The following is a 19,368-nucleotide window of genomic DNA, read 5'->3' on the forward strand; positions in this document are numbered from 1 at the left end:
TAATTATGCGTTTTTGATTATCGCTACATCCATGTTTTTAATAAGTTCATTAGCGAACTCAGAACATTTCACTTCTGTTGCACCTTCCATTAAGCGTGCGAAATCATAAGTTACTACTTTTGATTCAATTGTTTTCTCAACTGAATCAGTTACTAAATTCGCAGCTTCGTTCCATCCTAAGTGCTCTAATAATAATACACCAGAAAGAAGAACTGAAGATGGGTTTACTTTATCTAAACCTGCATATTTTGGAGCTGTACCATGTGTAGCTTCAAAGATAGCATGTCCAGTCACATAGTTAATGTTTGCACCAGGTGCAATACCAATTCCACCTACTTGTGCAGCAAGTGCATCAGAGATGTAGTCTCCGTTTAAGTTCATTGTTGCAACAACATCAAACTCACGTGGACGAGTTAAAATTTGTTGTAAGAAGATATCTGCAATAGAATCTTTTACGATGATTTTCCCAGCCACTTCTGCGTCTGCCATCGCTTTATTCGCTGCATCTTTTCCATCTTTTTCAACAATGCGATCATATTCAGCCCAAGTAAATACTTTGTCGCCGAATTCTTGTTCCGCTACTTCGTAACCCCAGTTTTTGAAAGCACCTTCTGTAAATTTCATAATGTTTCCTTTATGAACTAATGTAACAGAAGAGCGTTTTTCGTTAATTGCATATTGAATTGCAGCGCGAACAAGACGCTTTGTCCCTTCCTCTGAAATTGGTTTAATACCAATCCCTGATGTTTCTGGGAAGCGGATTTTATTAACACCCATTGCTTCTTTTAAGAAAGCAAGAACTTTTTCTGCTTCTGGAGAACCTTGTGCATATTCAATTCCAGCGTAAATGTCTTCTGTATTTTCACGGAAAATAACCATATCAGTATCTTCCGGACGTTTTACAGGTGAAGGAACACCTTCAAAATAGCGAACTGGACGTAGACATACATATAAATCTAATTCTTGACGAAGCGCAACGTTTAGAGAACGAATACCACCACCAACTGGAGTTGTAAGTGGACCTTTAATTGCGATTAAATATTCACGAATTAAATTTAAAGTCTCTTCTGGTAACCACTCGCCTGTTTGGTTGAATGCTTTTTCCCCTGCAAGCACTTCTTTCCAAACGATTTTCTTCTCACCATCATAAGCTTTTTCAACTGCTGCTTCTATTACGCGAGATGCTGCAGCCCAAATATCAGGACCAATTCCATCTCCTTCGATAAATGGAATAATCGGATTGTTTGGTACATTCATAACACCATTAGTTACAGTAATTTTTTCACCTGTCGTCAATGTGATAACCCCCATGTTTGAAATTTCATATGTATGAAACTGAGGGAATAACCCCTCAGTTCAAACCGTTATTCAAATTTAAATATTCTAATCATTACATCTTCCCAAAAAAATCAGACTTTTGAAAGCGTATTTTCACTATCAAAATAGTGTTTTTCGCTTATCGTTGCGCTAGCGGAACGTACACTTGATGTGTCGGTCCATCATAATCAGCACGCGGACGGATTAAACGGTTGTTTTCATATTGTTCTAGAATATGAGCTAACCAGCCTGACATACGGCTAATTGCAAAGATAGGTGTAAATAAGTCATGGTCAATTCCTAAACAATGGTATACAGAAGCTGAATAGAAATCAACATTTGGTGGAAGACCTTTTTCTTTTGTTACAATGTCTTCAATTTTGATAGACATATTATACCATTTGTCTTCTCCTAAAAGCACGCATAATCTCTTAGACATTTCGCGTAAGTGTTTCGCGCGTGGATCACCATGCTCATATACGCGATGACCAAATCCCATAATTTTCACTTTATTTTGAAGAGCATTATGAATATATGATTCTACATTTTCTTCTTCGCCAATTTCAGTTAACATCTTCATTACATTTTCATTTGCCCCACCGTGAAGAGGACCTTTTAATGCACCGATTGCTGCTGTAATACCAGAATACACATCTGAAAGTGTAGCTACGCAAACACGTGCAGTAAATGTAGAAGCGTTTAACTCATGATCGGCATGAAGTACAAGTGCCTTATCAAAAGCCTCAATTTCAACTTCATTTGGCTCACGATCATTTAACATGTACAAGAAGTTTGCAGCTAATGATAGATCTTTTCTTGGCTCAACAACATCTAAACCTTTGCGAATTCTTGCATAAGCCGCAATTAAAGTTCCGACTTGAGCCTGTAATTTAACCGCTTTCAAATAATTAGACTTTCCATCCATTATTTCAGCGCTATCATCATATAATGATAGCATGGAAATCGCAGTTCGTAAAACCGACATCGGGTGCGCGATTTTTAAATCTACTTGTTTCAAATATGTTAAAATCTCACCTGGTACTTTATAGTATTCAGATACTGTTCCACTAAATTCCGCTAGTTCTTTTTCGTTAGGAAGCTTGCGGTGCCATAATAAGTACACTACTTCTTCGAACGTAGCATTCTCAGCTAAATCATCAATATTATACCCAACATAAGTTAATGTATCATCAATAATAGAGCTCACAGATGATGTTGTTGCTACTACCCCTTCTAAACCTCGAATAACAGTCATGACATTCTCTCCTTTTCCTGAAAATTCTCCCAACCTTGCTCCTTATATCTATTTGCTCCCCTTATAAATTATGAACGCTCGTTCACTCTTTAGGCAAGCAAAATGCACGTTCATGCAAATTTATTGCGATGTTCCCCTCTTATTGTCCATTGCTTAAATGGAAAGCATGAGCGTGAATGTCTCCCCGAATCCTCACGCTCAGAACAACAAGTTAGTGAGGAAAATGAATTCCGAAGAGTTTATGATAAAAACAACATAAAACAATATCATTATAAAATTGTTTTATGTTGTTTTTATTTTATCTGGTGTAAAGTCTCTGCTGTTATGTAACTTTTCAAAGTTTCTAATCCTATTATAAACAATTATCTGACTTTTGTGAACAGAAAGAATTCAAAAATTTTATATTACTATAAAATTCCTTATTTAAACATCTGTATAATACTCATAACTGCATAGGCAATTCCAGCCCCAATTAATGGACCTACAGCGACTCCATTAAATAAAGCTACAGCTATAATTGTCCCAAAAACAAGTGCGGTTGTAATATGTGGGTCCGTCGTCAATAATTGTACGCCGCCTTTCGCTAACAAAGCGACCGCCACACCTGAGGCTAAAGCAATCCATGCATAATACGATTTCGCTGCTTCTCCGAGTTGTTTAAAGCCTATTTCTCCTGTCGCAATTGGTACGAGCACTGCTATTGTAATGACTGTTACACCAAGGTTAATCCCTTTCGTTTGTAGATAAGGAAAGACTTTATCTCCTAAAAACGTAAATTTCAATAAGAATAACACTCCAATAGCTACAGTAAGCGATTGGTTTTTAGCAATAAGTCCTATAATAAGTAGTATGAATAAAAATAACGTTGACTGACTAATCATGTTTTCACTTCCTTTCTGAAAATAATGAACTCGCTTCCAAACAAAAATACCTTTAAACTTATCGTTATACATGCTATATCGATGTATATGCAACAATAACCACTTCATTTTTTTCATATTTTAAAATGACAAACTGAAACTCTAACCATCAAAAATTTAAGCATGTATACATTTTTAGAAACGGCCGTCTCTCCTTTCTTTTCTATTAAGAAACAGGTAAAATAAAAAGAAGAGAAAATGAAGTTTTTACCATATAGTAGAAGCATCAACACCAAGCTTTTCCGGTCACTCATATATTGAAAAAGCAGGAAAAATCCATCATTCCACTATAACATAAAGTGAAACTTTGATCAGTGAATCTCACTAGTTATAAGTTGAACGAATTAGGATAATCCAAATTGGAATGGGAGGTATACATCTTTGAACCGAAACTTACTATATATGATATTACGACTCATATTTGTCATTGTAGCAACGGTAGTTGGGTTCTATGCATTGCTGTACATGTCAGGTCTTATCTACCCTTTTATTATCGCTTTTGCATTCGCTTATTTGATTAATCCTGTCGTCAATTTCCTTAATCAAAAACTACAATTCCCTCGCGCATTAGCGGTACTCGTTAGCTTAATTCTCGTATTCGGAGCTATCGTTGGACTTGTTACATACCTTGTAACTGAAGCAATATCTGCCACAACGTACTTACTACAAATTGTTACAGTTAAGTTTCCAGATATCGTTGCATTCGCCCAACAATTTGCACTTAATCATATTATGCCTCTCTATGATGATTTAATCTCTAAATTTAATCATCTCGGAGAACCACAGCGATACACTATTACACAAAACATTCAAAACTTAGGCACCGAAGCAACGACACAAATGAAAGAACTTTTAACCGCCATTATAAGTGGGTTAACAAATTTCATTAGTGCATTACCAACAACTTTAACTGTCCTTGTCTTCGTCTTATTAGCCACCTTCTTCATTAGTTACGATTGGCACCGTCTTGCTCATAAAGTAAGAAAACTTCTACCTAATCGTTTGCATGGATACGGAAAAACTATTTTTGTCGATTTAAGAAAAGCTTTGTTTGGTTTTGTTAAAGCGCAACTTACACTCGTATCTATGACAACTATCATTGTACTAATCGGCCTTTTAATATTACGCGTGCCATACGCAATTACTATCGCGATTATTACAGGGGTTGTAGATTTACTCCCGTATTTAGGAACTGGAGCCGTATTCGTTCCTTGGGTTATATACGTATTTTTCACAGGCGATACTGCATTCGCCATCGGTCTTCTCATCCTATACATCGTCGTGATTGTCCAAAGACAAATCATGGAGCCAAAAGTACTTTCATCTAATATTGGACTAGATCCATTAGCGACACTCATCGCTCTATTTGTCGGCTTTAAGCTCTTTGGTTTTTTAGGATTAATCATCGGTCCAGTCATATTAGTACTACTTAATACATTACACAAAGCTCATGTATTCCACGACTTATGGAAATTCATTAAGGGTTCACCATCAAAATAATATTTCCTAATTCATACACAATAAAAAATCAACTGTAATCAGTGGGAAATTCCCACTGATTACTCACTGTACTTTTTTGTACTACCTACATCTATAAGAGAATTTCCTAAAAAAGGATAATCCTCTTATTTTTTTGCATAAAAACGCATATTTTAGGACGAAAATACATTTTTATTCTATATATTTTATAATTATTACTTACATTTATTACTTTTTATGTAAACGAATAAATATACAAAACGAGGCAGATGAACCCTTTAATCAGTAATTTTTCTTCTCCTGTCTAACTTCTGCTCACTAGTCGAATCTTACTACAAGCAAAAAACATCATCCTAATGTAACACTTTTCATTCACAAGAACCCTCTGCATCCTATCGTTTAATAACTAACAAAAATCCAACCCGAGCAGGAAGCTAACAATTGACTATAAATAGCAAATAAAAAAATAACGCGTAGATCGCTATAATCTACGCGTTATTTCTGAACAATAATAGTAGTTCTCTTTCTAAATTTCCAATCAATCCACTTCATAACAGCCGGCTTCAATAAAGCCCTCGTTATAGGAACAACAAAGATAAAACCTATTATATCCGTCACATATCCAGGCAGTACTAAAAGAATACCTCCTACGAATATAAAAATACCATCTAGAACCGCATCACCCGGCATTTCTCCTCTATTTAACCTAAATTGAATCTCTCTAAGTACTTTAAACCCTTGTCGTTTCGCCAAATATACACCTACAATACCCGTAAATACAATCATAGCGAACGTAGACCATAAACCTATTACATGACTCGATCCTATTAACACCGTAATCTCAATCGCCGGCACTAAAATAAGTAAGAACAGTAACCACTTCATAGCTCGCACTCCTTCATATTTCATTTAAAAGGTTTGAAATTATCACCCTTGCAAACCCCCTTATAAGCCCCTTAAAACGCTCATACAAGCTTCACAAAGGACAAATAACCCTCTTCCCGCTAAACATTATAATAAACGTTTTTCAAAGCGATTTCAGGTATTTAAAGCTATCTCTATCCTTTTTTGTGTAAAAAAAAGAGAAGGACTCCGATCCTTCTCTCCGTATTACTTCTTATAGCACTTCCGCATGTCCATTATAAACAATTCCGCGTGCTGCATCAACTGTTACTTCTTGGCCATTTTTTAAAGTTGTTGTTACGCCGTTTACACCAACGATAACAGGAATACCGATTGATACACCTACAACAGCTGCATGGCTTGTTAGACCGCCTTCTTCTACAACTAGAGCAGCAGCTTTTTCAATTGCAGGAATCATATCTTTATCAGTGCTTGTCGTAACAAGGATATCACCTTTGTTTACGTTCGCTACAGCTTCAGCAGCTGTTTTCGCTACAACTACTTTACCTTTTGCAGATTTACGACCGATTCCTTGCCCTTTAGCAACTTTTTCACCAACAACGTGGATTTTCATTAAGTTTGTTGTACCAGTTTCAGCAACTGGTACACCAGCAGTGATTACTACAGTATCTCCAAGTCCGATTAGACCCGCATCCATACCTGTTTGAATTGCTGTATCTAACATTTCGTCAGTAGAAGCTGCACGTTTCTCAGACATAAATGCTTGAACACCCCAAACAAGTGCAAGACGACGTCCTACTTGCTCGTCAGATGTCACAGCTACGATTGGAGATTTCGGACGGTATTTAGAGATCATTTTCGCAGTATGTCCACTTTCTGTTGGAGCTACGATTGCAGCTACATCAAGAGCAAGTGCTGTATGCGCAACAGATTGGCTAATTGCATCTGTAATTGTTGGAGTGAACTCTTTAATGCGTTTTTTGAACATATCTTCGTATTGTAATGATTTTTCAACACGTACTGCAATGTTCGCCATCATTGTTACTGATTCTACTGGGTATTGACCCGCTGCAGTTTCACCAGAAAGCATGATTGCATCTGTGCCATCGAAGATTGCGTTTGCTACGTCACTTGCTTCCGCACGAGTTGGACGTGGGTTACGTTGCATAGAATCTAACATTTGTGTTGCAGTAATAACTGGTTTGCCTAATACGTTACATTTTTTGATTAGACGTTTTTGTACTAATGGTACTTCTTCTGGTGGAATTTCTACACCCATATCACCACGAGCAACCATTAAACCGTCAGAAACTTCTAAGATTGAATCGATGTTGTCGATACCTTCTTGGTTTTCGATTTTTGGTATAATTTGGATGTATTGAGCGTTATGCCCTTCTAATAATTCACGAATTTCTAATACGTCAGATGCTTTACGTACGAAAGATGCTGCGATGAAATCAACTTTTTGCTCGATACCGAAAACGATATCTTGCACGTCTTTTTCAGTGATACCAGGAAGCTTAATGCTTACGTTTGGTACGTTAACACCTTTTTTATTTTTTACAGTTCCGCTGTTTAATACTTTTGTACGGATGTTTCCGTCAGCTTTCTCGATTACTTCTAGTTCGATAAGACCGTCATCGATTAGAATACGAGAACCTGGATCAACATCATCATAAAGACCAGCATAAGATACAGAGAACTTCTCTGCAGTTCCTAATACTTGTTCAGTAGAAAGAATTACTTCTGCACCTGTTACAAGCTCAGCTTGTCCGTCTACGAAGTCATGTGTACGGATTTCTGGACCTTTTGTATCAAGTAAGATACCAACTGTTTTACCAGTTTTCTTTGAAGCTTCACGAATATTTTTAATACGAGCTCCATGCTCTTCATGGCTACCATGAGAGAAGTTTAAACGAGCAACGTTCATACCCGCTTCCATTAATTGCTCTAATTTCTCAATACTTTCACTAGCAGGACCTATAGTACATACAATTTTAGTTTTACGCATATTGCACCTCCGAAAATTATGAAACCGTTCCCAAATACAAGGCATTAAGCCAATTAGATAGATAATTCTTTAGATAATTGATACATATCTTTATCGATTGTATGCTTTTGAGCTAACGCTTCGATAATGTCATGATCAACAAGTTTATTATTTTGAATACCAACACAACGTCCGCCATTACCAGCAATTAATAATTCAACTGCTCTTGCGCCAAGACGACTAGCTAATACACGGTCTTGTGCACTTGGTGATCCACCACGTTGTACGTGACCTAATACAGTTACACGAGTATCAAAGCTTGTTGCTTCTTCAATGTGCTTACCGATGTCAATTGCACTTCCAACACCTTCAGCTACAACGATAATACTGTGCTTTTTACCACGTTCACTACCGCGTTTCAGACGAGCGATAACATCTTCCATGTCATACTTTTCTTCTGGAATTAAGATAGTTTCTGCACCATCAGCTAAACCAGCCCATAATGCGATATCTCCAGCGTGACGTCCCATTACTTCGATAACATATGTACGTTCATGAGATGTAGCTGTATCACGGATTTTATCAATTGCATCAATAACAGTATTTAAAGCTGTATCAAAACCAATTGTGAAGTCTGTTCCAGGGATATCATTGTCGATTGTACCTGGTACACCTACACATGGGAATCCTTGCTCAGTTAATTTTTTTGCGCCTTGGTACGAACCATCTCCACCAATAACGACAAGTCCTTCAATACCATGTTTCTTTAATTGCTCGATTCCTTTTAGTCGTACTTCTGGGTCTTTAAACTCAGGACATCTTGCTGTATATAATTTTGTACCACCACGGTGGATAATATCGCCAACAGAACCAAGTTCTAATTTTTCAATATGACCAGAAATTAAACCAGCGTATCCATGGTAAATACCATATACTTCAATATCATGGAAAATCGCTTTACGAACAACTGCACGAATGGCAGCATTCATACCAGGTGAATCTCCACCACTTGTTAATACACCAATACGTTTCATTTGTACTCACCTCATAAAGATTATTTGCCTTATAATAAAATAACACGAAAAAATACAAAAACACAATGGAGAAGATGTGTCTTTTCATAATAAAAACGTGCATTCGCGAAGAGGAACGCACGCTTTTCTTATTTTATCCCAATGGAAGCGTTTGAAAACGAAACTTGCCCAATTTTCATATATTTTTCATAACGTTTTTCGATTAATTCATCTTTCGAAATTCCGCTTAATTGTTCAAAAGTTTTCTTAAGCATTAAATCTATATTTTCTGATTGTTTCAAAACATTACGATGTGCTCCGCCTTTTGCCTCTGGAATAATTTCGTCAATTACACCTAATTCTTTCAAATCTAATGCTGTAATTTTCATCGCTTCTGCAGCTTCTTTTGCTTTACCAGCATCTTTCCAAAGAATCGCCGCCGCACCCTCTGGTGTAATAACAGAATAAGTGGAATTTTCCAGCATATGAATGTAATCTCCTACTCCAAGACCTAACGCACCACCGCTACCACCTTCACCGATAACGATACAAATAACAGGTACAGTTAAACCCGCCATTTCAAATAAATTACGGGCAATTGCCTCACTTTGTCCACGTTCTTCAGCTGCTTTACCAGGATAAGCTCCCTTCGTATCGATGAAACAAATAATGGGACGATTAAACTTTTCCGCTTGTTTCATTAGACGCAGTGCTTTTCGATATCCTTCTGGATGAGGCATCCCAAAATTACGACGAATATTTTCTTTCGTATCTTTTCCGCGTTGGTGCCCAATTACAGTTACGGGCATCCCCTTATATTTCGCAATGCCGCCGACAATCGCTGCATCGTCGCCAAATAGGCGATCTCCATGACATTCAAAAAAATTAGTAAATAAGTGCTCAATATAATCGAGCGTTGTCGGTCGTTCTGCATGACGAGCAATTTGAACACGGTCCCATACTTTCATATTGCCGTATATATCTTCCTCTAGTTTTTCTAGCTTGTCTTCCAAAATACGAATCTCCTCACTGAAGTCCATCTGGCTGTTTTTCGTATAGTCTTTCAGTTCACGAATCTTATTTCTTAGCTCAACAACTGGTTTCTCAAATTCTAGCTCTGCCATACAGCCATTTCCCCCCCTTGATGAACTTCTAAAATCTTACGGAGTGATTCTCTCATATCATCACGATGCACCACCGCATCTAATTGACCGTGCTCTAGTAAAAATTCTGCCGTTTGGAAATCTTCCGGTAGTTTCTCACGCACTGTTTGTTCAATTACGCGTCTACCAGCAAATCCGATAAGTGCACCTGGCTCTGCAAGATTGTAATCACCAAGTGAAGCGAAACTCGCTGAAACCCCGCCCGTCGTTGGGTGAGTCATAACAGAAATAAATAACCCTCCTGCATTACTATGCTTTTTCAAAGCTACGCTTGTTTTTGCCATTTGCATTAAACTTAATATCCCTTCTTGCATACGAGCACCACCCGAAGCAGTAAAGATAATAAATGGAACTTGTAAGTCGTATGCCTTTTCAACCGCACGGGCAATTTTCTCTCCTACAACAGAGCCCATGCTGCCCATTCGAAAACGAGAATCCATTACTGCAACAACAACAAGCATGTCATCAATTGTTCCTTCACCAGTTACAACCGCTTCATTCAATTTAGTCTTCTTACGATCGTTTTCTAGTTTCTCTTCATATCCCGGAAACTCAAGTGGATTTAGTGAAACCATCTCTTTGTCATACTCACGAAATGAACCTTCGTCCAATATACTATCAAGGCGTTCCCATGCATTCATCGGATGATGATATCCACAATTCACGCATACTTTTAAATTTTTAAGAAGCTCTTTCGTATACATGATTTTTTTACATTTCGGACATTTTGTCATAACGCCATCTGGTACATCTTTTCGTACTTGTTCTGAAGGTATTGCAGCGTACTTTTTCTTTTTCACGAATAAATCTCTTAGCACAATTTGACCCCCTTCATTGAGAGCTAAGGTTAGCGTAAGAAGAAAATGGGGCTAACACCAATGTTTGATGTTAGCCTTATCTTCTCAATCTGTCTAATAACCTCTCTCTTTACGTTTAACTTTAACCGCTATGCGGTAGAATGTTTGTCATAACGTGTCATGGTCATTTCGACAAATTTTATACATTACGAGTGAAACTGTATATTCTCTACTAATTCATCGTAAATTTTTAATGCATCATTTTCTTGTTTCACTTCCAAAGTAGCATAAAGCTTTCTATACATTTCGATAGAATCTCCTGAAACTTCACAAGAAAGAGTTGCAACGTAATCATTTACGATCATCCAAATGCGATAGAGTAAATAATTATTGAATTGTTCAATAAGTGTTTTAAAGAACGTTTGATGAAGCACCGGAATTGAGCTTTCATTTTCTTCAAGCACTTGGTGTAATTTACTTAGTACTTCAGAAAACGTTTCTTTCGGTAAATTACATACAAGTCGAATCATATCTTTCTCAAGCAATCGTTTTGTTTGTAATAAATCACGAATTGTTTTCTCATCTTGCAGCAAGAACGGAGCAATTAATTGTACAAGACCGTTATCGTAAAAGTTTCGAATAAACGTTCCCTCACCACGTCTCGTTTCAATTAATCCTACCAGTTCTAACGCACGTAATGCTTCTCTTACAGAGGAACGTCCAACATTTAAGCGTGAACTTAACTCACGCTCAGATGGCAAACGATCCCCTGCTACTAAACAATCCTCTTCCATAATGGAACGGATTTTTTTTACAATTTCGAGATATACTTTTGTATTTGATGATGTCAATGGAAATTCCTCGCTTATTCTTTACCAATCAGCGCTAATTGTTTTGTTTTCTCAGCGACTTCATTTGGATCTACTTGACGGCGAGCTACTCCTGTCTCCATTGCTGCTTTCGCAACGTAAGCCGCTACTTGAGGCGCTACACGCGCGTCAAATGGTGCTGGAATGATATGATCTGCATTCAACTCATCCTCTGATACAAGCTCTGCAATGGCCTGTACAGCTGCCATCTTCATTTCTTCATTAATTTGTGTCGCATGTACATCAAGTGCACCGCGGAAAATCCCTGGGAACGCTAGTACATTATTTACTTGGTTCGGGAAGTCAGAACGACCTGTTCCAACAACAGCTGCGCCCGCTGCTTTTGCCAATTCTGGCATAATTTCTGGAACCGGATTCGCCATTGCAAAAATAATTGCATCGTCATTCATTGTACGAACCATCTCTTCAGTTAATGCACCTGCTGCAGATACACCAATGAATACGTCCGCACCTTGTAAAACGTCAGCTAAAGAACCTTCTATACGACTCTTATTTGTATATTTTGCAACTTCATCTTTCACCGGATTCATACCGACAGGACGACCTTCATAGATTGCACCTTTACGGTCACACATAATAACGTCACGTACACCATAGCGATATAAAAGTTTAATGATTGCAATACCTGCTGCACCTGCACCATTTGCGACAACTTTAATGTCAGACATTTTCTTTCCAACTAACTTCAGCGCGTTCACAAGGCCTGCTACTGTTACGATAGCTGTTCCGTGTTGATCATCATGGAATATTGGAATGTTTGTCTCTTTTTTCAAACGTTCTTCAATAACGAAGCAGTTTGGCGCTGCGATATCTTCTAAGTTTACACCGCCAAAAGTTGGCTCCATTAATTTTACAGTTTCAACAATTTTATCTACATCGTTTGTATTTAAGGCAATCGGGAATGCATCTACACCAGCAAAGCTCTTGAATAATACAGCTTTACCTTCCATTACTGGAAGAGATGCTTCAGGTCCAATGTTACCAAGACCAAGTACAGCCGTTCCATCTGTCACAACTGCTACCATATTTCCCTTCATTGTATATTCATATACCTTACTTTTATCGTCATAAATTTCTTTACAAGGCTCTGCAACCCCTGGAGAATATGCAAGACTTAAATCTTTTGCATTTTCTACTTTTACTTTTGATACAGTTTCTAATTTTCCTTGATGCACTTTATGCATGTGAAGTGCTTCTTCACGAAGTGTTGACAAACTATCCACTCTCCTCAAATTATGCTTGCTGATATCAATTTCTCCAAGTGGTCTGACCACGAACACTACTACTATAATAATCGAAGTGTAGGGAAATTGTCCATTATATTTTCACAACGACATTTTCGTCACCGACAATTTCACGAAGTGCTCCTAGACATTCTTCACTTGGATGAATCGATAAACTTCGAGATAATTGTACCATTTTATGTTCCTTTTCATAATAAATTAGTACTTTCGTAAAACCTGAATAATCAAACAATATTTTTGTAACTTGATTTACAAGCTTTTTTTCATATTGAGACGGCAATTTCACGTAAACAGATGCTTCTTTCATTCCTTCATAAACATCCATTTCTTCTAGCGGATATAGTCCATTCACGATCCATTGCAACTTATGATTTCTTTGCTCGATCGTACCATCAACTAAAACGATTGCACCTTCTTGTAACCTGTCCGAAAAATGTATATACGTTTCTGGAAAAATAACGGCTTCCATTTCATCATTTTGATCACAGAATGTAATAAACGCCATCTTTTGCAACTTTTTCGTACGAATAACTTTCACACTTGTTATATATACGATCGCTCTTTGTACTTTTTTCTTATGTCGCATCGCCTGAGCAAGAGATGGAATTTCTAATTCTTTTCCTAGTTCCGCATACTGCGCTGTCGGATAACTAGATAAATAAAAACCGAGTGCTTCCTTCTCTTTATTTAACTGTTCAATAAAGGATAGCTCTTCTCCTTGTACGTATTTTGATTTCGGAACAGCATCCCCTAAATCAAAATCACGTGCAAGATTTGCATACTCCAACGCTCCTTTAAGACTTCTCCATAACGTCGTCCTCGAAACACCAAAACCGTCAAAACAACCAGACCAGACAAACGCTTCTAAATTTCGCTCTGTTACAAATTTTGATGGCATACGAAGACAAAACTCAAATAAATCTTCGAACATTTTTTCCTCTCGTTCTTCGAGTAATGCCGTCACGGTAGCCATTCCGATATTCCGAATCGAAAGTAAACTATATCGAATCGCATTTCCTTCTATTTGGAAGTTGTAACCACTTCTCTGAAGAGACGGCGGTAAAACGTGAAAACCTTTCCGCTTCGTTTCTCGTACATACTGCACAATCTTATCTTCATTTCCAATTGCACTTGATAATAACGCAGTCATAAATTCCAGCGTATAATTTGCTTTTAAATATGCAAGCTGATATCCGATCATACTGTAAGCTACAGCGTGACTTCGGTTAAAACCGTAATTCGCAAATCTTACAATTAAATCATAAATTTGTTCTGAAGATGTCTCATCGTATCCGTTTTCCAAACAACCTTGAACAAAATGCTTACGTTCTTGATCTAAAATATCACGATTTTTTTTACTCACTGCACGGCGCAGCAAATCTGCTTCTCCAAGCGAAAATCCAGCTAACTTCGATGCGATTTGCATAATTTGTTCTTGGTATACAATTACGCCGTATGTTCTTTCTAAAATCGGCTTTAAATCCGGATGTAAATATTCAATTCGTCTTTTCCCATGCTTCGATTCAATAAAGGTTGGAATTTGTTCCATCGGTCCTGGTCTGTATAACGAGTTAACAGCGACTATGTCTTCAAATTCATTCGGTTTTAACCCACGAAGTACATTTCGCATACCACCTGATTCAAGCTGGAATACACCTGTTGTATCCCCTCTTCCTAACAATTGAAACGTCTTTTCATCTTGCAGAGGTAAATTTCTTATATCAATTTGTTTCCCAGTTTTTTCAACAATAAATTTTATAATATTTTCAAGTAACGTTAAATTACGTAAGCCTAAAAAGTCCATCTTGAGCAATCCAAGTTCTTCTAATGCATCAGCTGGATATTGCGTAACATAAACATCGTTATGCCCTTCTTGAATCGCTACACTTCCCGTTAACGGTTCTTGGCTCATAATAACGCCAGCTGCATGAATAGACGTATGACGCGGTAATCCCTCTACACGTTTTGCAATTTCAAACACACGCTCATGTAACAGATTCCCTTGTATAAACTCACGGAGCGATTGCGATTCCTCATATGCATCTCTTAACGTTATACCAAGCTTTGATGGGATAAGTTTTGAAAATATGTCAATATCTCTTGGCAGGAGCCCCATTACACGAGCAATGTCTCTAATTGCGGCTTTCGCTGCAAGAGTTCCGAACGTTACAATTTGAGCAACACGAAGCTGACCATATTTATCTTTCACATATCGAATCATCTCATCACGTCTTATATCTGGAAAATCAATATCAATATCTGGAAGTGTCACACGTTCAGGGTTTAAAAACCTTTCAAATAATAATTCATATTCAATCGGATCAATATCTGTAATTTCCAATACGTAAGAAACGAGTGAACCAGCTGCCGATCCACGGCCTGGCCCAGTTAAAATATGATTTTCATGTGCATATTTCATAAAGTCCCATACGATGAGGAAATAATCGCTAAATCCCATACGAGAAATAACATTTAATTCATGATCCAAACGTCCTATATGCGCTTCTTTCGGCGTACCATAGCGTTTCTGCAAGCCTTCTTCACAAACACGGCGCAAATACGTATCATTCGTCTCGTTAGATGGAACAGGAAATTTCGGTAATTGATTTACATGGAAAGGAATTTCTACTTGGCAACGTTCCGCGATTGTTATTGTATTTTGAACCGCTTCCTCAGCATGAGAAAATAGTGCTCCCATTTCATCCGATGACTTTAAATAATACTGATCCGTTTTCATTCTCGGTCTATCTGGATCAGTCATTTTCGTTCCGCCTTCAACAGATAATAAACATTCATGAACAAGTGCGTCACTTTGATTAATATAGCGAACATCATTTGTTGCAACGACTGGAACGTTTACCTTATTAATAAATTCAGGCAGTTTTTCTTGTAAAAGCAGTTCATCTTGAATTGCATGATGCTGCAAACTTATATAAAAATTGCTGAACATATTTTGATACGTATGAGCTACTTCTTCAGCCTGACTCTCTTTGTCTTCTAATAATAGCTGTTCAATCTCTCCGTCTTTCCCTGGTGAAATTGCAATTAACCCTTTCGCATAATGAGCAAGCCACTTCTTCGGGATACCTTCTTTTGACTTCGTCATAATGCTGCTAGAGATCTTTAATAAATTTTGATAGCCTATTTCATTCTCAGCAAGTAAGACAAGTGGATAAGACCTTTCTTCTTCTTCACTAAAAATAGAAGCTGTTAAGCCGATAATAGGCTGTATACCATTTTTCTTGCATGCTTTATAAAACGGAATAACTCCATACATAACATTTTCATCTGTAATGGCCAGCGATGAAAATCCAAGCTCTTTCGCCCGAATGACAAGCTCATCAATTTTACAAGCACTTTTTAATAAACTAAAAACGGTTTGACATTGTAAATGCACAAACTTCACTGTTGTACCCTCTCTTTACCTATGTGACTACTTTTATTATAGGTGATGAGGAAAGCGGAAATCAAAACATACTTCTCATACTTTGTCCATATATATGAAGAAGAAAGGGGAATGACGATGGATGTAAGAGAACATACTTTTTTCTCTCTGCTTATTATTAGTTATTTTATTGCCTTTGGAGTTATACTTGGTGGTTCATTAATAGGCGGATTTGGTGCATTTCTCATCGGAAAACCAACTCTAACTTATATTAATCAATTCGCCCAAAATTTAAGGATTTGGGCACTCGTTGCAGCAATTGGCGGAACGTTCGATACCTTTTATAGCTTTGAAAGAAGCTTCTTTGGCGGAGATATGAAAGATATCGTAAAACAAATTCTCCTTATTTTTTTTGCAACTGGCGGTATGCAAACTGGTCTTATTATTATTAAATGGCTTACACAGGAACATGTATGAGAGTACCCAGTGCCAATACAGCCAAAAGGTGGTATTTAGTTTTAGCTGGCGCTGCTGTTGGAGGAGTTTTGAGCTGGTTTGTTTTTTTGTACATATACGGTGTTTTTCAAGAAGAACAAACTAGTAAAATAGCAGAACAAAAAGAAATTATCGAAAAACAAGAAGCAAAACTCCACGTCCTTCTCGAAGACCAAGAGAAATTGAACACAGAAAATAAACGGCTCTTAACAATTCAAGAAATCAAAATAAAAATTATAAATCGAAAAAAATATGATTTAGACAATCTTACACTTGAAAACATGACCACTTCTATCCATAATGATCTCCAGCATCTTTTAACGAAAAACATTCAAAGCATCGCAAAAAATAAAGACCTGCTCAAAAAAGTCATCGAAAATAAAACGTACAAACATTACGATCGTATATACCGCTTTAAAGTAGACACAGTCTCTTTTGATACCGTACTTGAAATTAGTATTGATATAGAGAAAGAAAAATAAAAAAAGGAGGGCTTCAGTGCCTCTCCTTCTCTTTCGTTCAACATACAATTTTTATCTACACAGCTCACGTAAATCAGCAAACAGGCGATCTGCTTCTTCCCAAGAAGATGCTTTTGCACCAGAAGCCATCGGATGTCCTCCGCCATTATATTGCATTGCTAACTTATTAATAACTGGTCCTTTTGAACGAAGACGAACACGAATAACATCATCTTCCTCTAAAAATAGAACCCACGCCTTTAATCCATCAATATTACCAAGTGCCCCGACAACACCAGATGCTTCAGTAGAAAGTACATCAAACTCTTCTAGTACCTCTTTCGTTAATTTAATGTACGCTGCACCTTCTTCTACCATTGTAAAGTTTTGTAAAATATAACCGTTTAAACGAGCAATTTTTTCTTTCGTTTTATACATTTCATTGTATAAATCTGTGAATTTTACATCCATGTCAACGAGTTCACTTACGTAACGAAGTGTTTTCGCTGTTGTATTTGGGAATAAGAAACGACCTGTATCTCCAACAATACCCGCTAAAATAAGGCGAGCTGCTTCCTTTGAAATCGTTAATCCTTTATCTTTTCCATAACTGTAAAATTCATAAATCATTTCACTTGTAGAACTTGCTGTCGTATCCACCCATGTAATATCTCCGTACGGGTCTTCATTCGGATGATGATCAATTTTAATTAACATCTTTCCTTTTGCATAACGCTGATCACAAACACGCTCTTGATTTGCTGTATCACAAACGAAAACAAGTGCATCTTCATATACACTATCTTCAATATCATCCATTACTCGTAAAAATGCTAAAGAAGGCTCGTTGTACCCAACCATATAAATATTTTTCTCTGGAAACGATTCTTGCAGAATTGTACCAAGTCCGCACTGAGAACCTAACGCATCCGGATCCGGACGTACATGACGATGAATAATAATTGTATCAAACTCTTTAATTGCTCCTAAAATTTGCTCATGCATATGTATAATCTCCTTTTTATTCAACTTCTTCATTTTATCCCGCATTAACGTGTAGTAAGACTCCCACCTCAAAAGTATTAAAAACAATGGGGCAAAATTAATTTGGAGCCTGAATGCACGTAAAAGCCCGATTGGTGAGGGCTAATAATTAGTACTTGGGATCTCCCCACACTAATTAAAGTTTTACTTTATCCCCCATTATAACGGAAAACATTTCATACATGCGAACAATTGCTTTATAATAAAAATTAGAAAGTTTAGATTTTTCTTTTTTTCTAAATTGTTATTTTTATACCAATCGATGGGAGCGTGTATTATGCCAATATTCGTCTTTTGTATTATCATCTCATTTGTGTTGTACCTCTTCTACAAAACAAAGTTCTTTCGTACAAACCGTCCAATGGAGAAAGGTTGGCTCTCTGGAAAATCCGCTATGGCACTCGGCTTATTCGTCCTCTTCTTTGGGATAAACCAATTCTTTTTAGAACTTTCAACTGCACGCATTATCGTTGGTGTTTTGTTTATTTTACTTGGCAGCGCGAGTACATTTAATGGATTCCGCCAATATAAACATTTTCTACCATTAGCAGTCAAGGAAGCCGAATCTTATAAAACAACGTAAAAAAGCATCAACATTGTGATGCTTTTTTACGTCCCTTCACTTTCAAAATCATATATGCAACAAACGCAGATGGTATATTAAAGGGATTACCTTGCACGTGAAAATGTAATTGTTCTTCTTCAAAAGACATCTGTTTGTATAGTTCTTGCTGAGATAATCCTGTTCGTTTCTTTTTTTCATTTAATCCTTGTAAGTATAAGTATTGAATTGGTATCATCACAAGGAAATAAAAGAGTGCGATACCACCAAAAAAGAGTAATTCTGATGACATATTGCATCCCCCTTCCGACATCCATTATCTTACAATCTAATTATATCATAGTATACACTCTAAACGGATTAATATTCTGTTTTTTCTAATTATAAAATCATCTCTCCTTATATATATATTTCCCGCTAAAACTCTTCCACATCTTTAGCAACAGCTTCCAAACCCAATAAAACAAAAAAGATGGAACAAACCAAAGC

The 19,368-nt window shown here is 37.1% G+C and carries 17 protein-coding genes; 4 read left to right on the forward strand and 13 right to left on the reverse strand.

Translation table 11 applies throughout. The features are described 5' to 3' along the window. Positions 1 to 3 precede the first annotated feature (3 nt). The 3 genes from icd to ABH955_RS23120 all read right to left on the reverse strand — a co-directional run bounded on the left by icd (position 4) and on the right by ABH955_RS23120 (position 3,453). Entirely contained in the window at positions 4 to 1,296 is a 1,293-nt protein-coding gene (gene icd / locus ABH955_RS23110) for an NADP-dependent isocitrate dehydrogenase (RefSeq protein ID WP_002088934.1), read from the reverse strand. A gap of 160 nt (positions 1,297 to 1,456) precedes the next feature. Beyond that, positions 1,457 to 2,605: a citrate synthase gene (citZ, locus tag ABH955_RS23115; protein ID WP_404491717.1), complete on the reverse strand. Its 1,149-nt coding sequence runs from the start codon at positions 2,603 to 2,605 to the stop codon at positions 1,457 to 1,459. Positions 2,606 to 2,991: 386 nt separating this feature from the next. Next, positions 2,992 to 3,453, reverse strand: coding sequence for a DUF441 domain-containing protein (locus tag ABH955_RS23120; protein ID WP_000625507.1), 462 nt, complete (start codon positions 3,451 to 3,453; stop codon positions 2,992 to 2,994). Between the two features lie 420 nt (positions 3,454 to 3,873). On the opposite strand from ABH955_RS23120, the gene ytvI reads away from it, so the two are divergent. After that, the gene (gene ytvI, locus ABH955_RS23125) at positions 3,874 to 4,992 is read left to right on the forward strand and encodes a sporulation integral membrane protein YtvI (protein WP_002129361.1); all 1,119 of its coding nucleotides are present in this window, start codon (positions 3,874 to 3,876) and stop codon (positions 4,990 to 4,992) included. A gap of 474 nt (positions 4,993 to 5,466) precedes the next feature. Here ytvI and ABH955_RS23130 read toward each other — a convergent pair whose 3' ends face one another. From ABH955_RS23130 to dnaE, 8 genes are all read right to left on the reverse strand, one after another. Next, positions 5,467 to 5,856, reverse strand: a complete 390-nt coding sequence (locus tag ABH955_RS23130; RefSeq protein ID WP_002088939.1) for an FxsA family protein — start codon at positions 5,854 to 5,856, stop codon at positions 5,467 to 5,469. A 232-nt stretch (positions 5,857 to 6,088) separates the two neighbouring features. After that, positions 6,089 to 7,846 carry a pyruvate kinase gene (gene pyk / locus ABH955_RS23135; protein ID WP_002088940.1) on the reverse strand — a complete coding sequence of 586 codons (1,758 nt, stop codon included), beginning with the start codon at positions 7,844 to 7,846 and terminating at the stop codon, positions 6,089 to 6,091. Positions 7,847 to 7,899: 53 nt separating this feature from the next. Beyond that, entirely contained in the window at positions 7,900 to 8,859 is a 960-nt protein-coding gene (gene pfkA / locus ABH955_RS23140) for a 6-phosphofructokinase (protein ID WP_002034288.1), read from the reverse strand. 128 nt (positions 8,860 to 8,987) lie between these two features. Continuing rightward, positions 8,988 to 9,962, reverse strand: a complete 975-nt coding sequence (accA, locus tag ABH955_RS23145) for an acetyl-CoA carboxylase carboxyl transferase subunit alpha (protein WP_000818787.1) — start codon at positions 9,960 to 9,962, stop codon at positions 8,988 to 8,990. Beyond that, the gene (gene accD / locus ABH955_RS23150) at positions 9,950 to 10,819 is read right to left on the reverse strand and encodes an acetyl-CoA carboxylase, carboxyltransferase subunit beta (protein WP_002015500.1); all 870 of its coding nucleotides are present in this window, start codon (positions 10,817 to 10,819) and stop codon (positions 9,950 to 9,952) included. Before accD ends, accA begins: the two co-directional genes overlap by 13 nt. 185 nt (positions 10,820 to 11,004) lie before the next feature. Continuing rightward, a complete protein-coding gene (locus ABH955_RS23155) occupies positions 11,005 to 11,649 on the reverse strand; it encodes a FadR/GntR family transcriptional regulator (protein WP_002129364.1) in 645 nt (214 codons plus the stop codon). Positions 11,650 to 11,663: 14 nt separating this feature from the next. Beyond that, complete coding sequence (gene ystJ / locus ABH955_RS23160; RefSeq protein ID WP_161793975.1) at positions 11,664 to 12,872, reverse strand: NADP-dependent malic enzyme; 1,209 nt, start codon at positions 12,870 to 12,872, stop codon at positions 11,664 to 11,666. A gap of 133 nt (positions 12,873 to 13,005) precedes the next feature. Then, positions 13,006 to 16,338 (reverse strand): DNA polymerase III subunit alpha, encoded by a 3,333-nt coding sequence (gene dnaE / locus ABH955_RS23165; protein WP_033707218.1) that lies wholly within the window; start codon positions 16,336 to 16,338, stop codon positions 13,006 to 13,008. 42 nt (positions 16,339 to 16,380) lie between these two features. Here dnaE and ABH955_RS23170 point away from each other — a divergent pair, with 42 nt between their 5' ends. Next, positions 16,381 to 16,794 (forward strand): YtrH family sporulation protein, encoded by a 414-nt coding sequence (locus ABH955_RS23170; RefSeq protein ID WP_002015507.1) that lies wholly within the window; start codon positions 16,381 to 16,383, stop codon positions 16,792 to 16,794. Then, complete coding sequence (gene ytrI, locus ABH955_RS23175) at positions 16,791 to 17,294, forward strand: sporulation membrane protein YtrI (protein WP_002088948.1); 504 nt, start codon at positions 16,791 to 16,793, stop codon at positions 17,292 to 17,294. Before ABH955_RS23170 ends, ytrI begins: the two co-directional genes overlap by 4 nt. Before the next feature lie 51 nt (positions 17,295 to 17,345). On the opposite strand, the gene ABH955_RS23180 is transcribed toward ytrI, so the two are convergent. Beyond that, the gene (locus tag ABH955_RS23180; RefSeq protein WP_404491719.1) at positions 17,346 to 18,278 is read right to left on the reverse strand and encodes a DHH family phosphoesterase; all 933 of its coding nucleotides are present in this window, start codon (positions 18,276 to 18,278) and stop codon (positions 17,346 to 17,348) included. Positions 18,279 to 18,594: 316 nt separating this feature from the next. On the opposite strand from ABH955_RS23180, the gene ABH955_RS23185 reads away from it, so the two are divergent. Beyond that, positions 18,595 to 18,900 carry a YtpI family protein gene (locus ABH955_RS23185; protein WP_002138595.1) on the forward strand — a complete coding sequence of 102 codons (306 nt, stop codon included), beginning with the start codon at positions 18,595 to 18,597 and terminating at the stop codon, positions 18,898 to 18,900. A gap of 7 nt (positions 18,901 to 18,907) precedes the next feature. Here ABH955_RS23185 and ABH955_RS23190 read toward each other — a convergent pair whose 3' ends face one another. Next, a complete protein-coding gene (locus ABH955_RS23190; protein ID WP_002015513.1) occupies positions 18,908 to 19,171 on the reverse strand; it encodes a DUF3949 domain-containing protein in 264 nt (87 codons plus the stop codon). Positions 19,172 to 19,368 lie beyond the last annotated feature (197 nt).

Source organism: Bacillus sp. RC240, from assembly GCF_044907945.1.
GTDB lineage: Bacteria > Bacillota > Bacilli > Bacillales > Bacillaceae_G > Bacillus_A > Bacillus_A mycoides.

Bases quoted from the DNA above. Each gene is read 5' to 3' on its own strand.
- ABH955_RS23130 (WP_002088939.1), bottom strand. From the start codon at position 5,856: ATGAAGTGGTTACTGTTCTTACTTATTTTAGTGCCGGCGATTGAGATT.
- ABH955_RS23180 (WP_404491719.1), bottom strand. From the start codon at position 18,278: ATGCATGAGCAAATTTTAGGAGCAATTAAAGAGTTTGATACAATTATT.
- ABH955_RS23120 (WP_000625507.1), bottom strand. From the start codon at position 3,453: ATGATTAGTCAGTCAACGTTATTTTTATTCATACTACTTATTATAGGA.
- ytrI (WP_002088948.1), top strand. From the start codon at position 16,791: ATGAGAGTACCCAGTGCCAATACAGCCAAAAGGTGGTATTTAGTTTTA.
- ABH955_RS23190 (WP_002015513.1), bottom strand. From the start codon at position 19,171: ATGTCATCAGAATTACTCTTTTTTGGTGGTATCGCACTCTTTTATTTC.
- ystJ (WP_161793975.1), bottom strand. From the start codon at position 12,872: ATGCATAAAGTGCATCAAGGAAAATTAGAAACTGTATCAAAAGTAAAA.
- pfkA (WP_002034288.1), bottom strand. From the start codon at position 8,859: ATGAAACGTATTGGTGTATTAACAAGTGGTGGAGATTCACCTGGTATG.
- pyk (WP_002088940.1), bottom strand. From the start codon at position 7,846: ATGCGTAAAACTAAAATTGTATGTACTATAGGTCCTGCTAGTGAAAGT.
- accA (WP_000818787.1), bottom strand. From the start codon at position 9,962: ATGGCAGAGCTAGAATTTGAGAAACCAGTTGTTGAGCTAAGAAATAAG.
- ABH955_RS23185 (WP_002138595.1), top strand. From the start codon at position 18,595: ATGCCAATATTCGTCTTTTGTATTATCATCTCATTTGTGTTGTACCTC.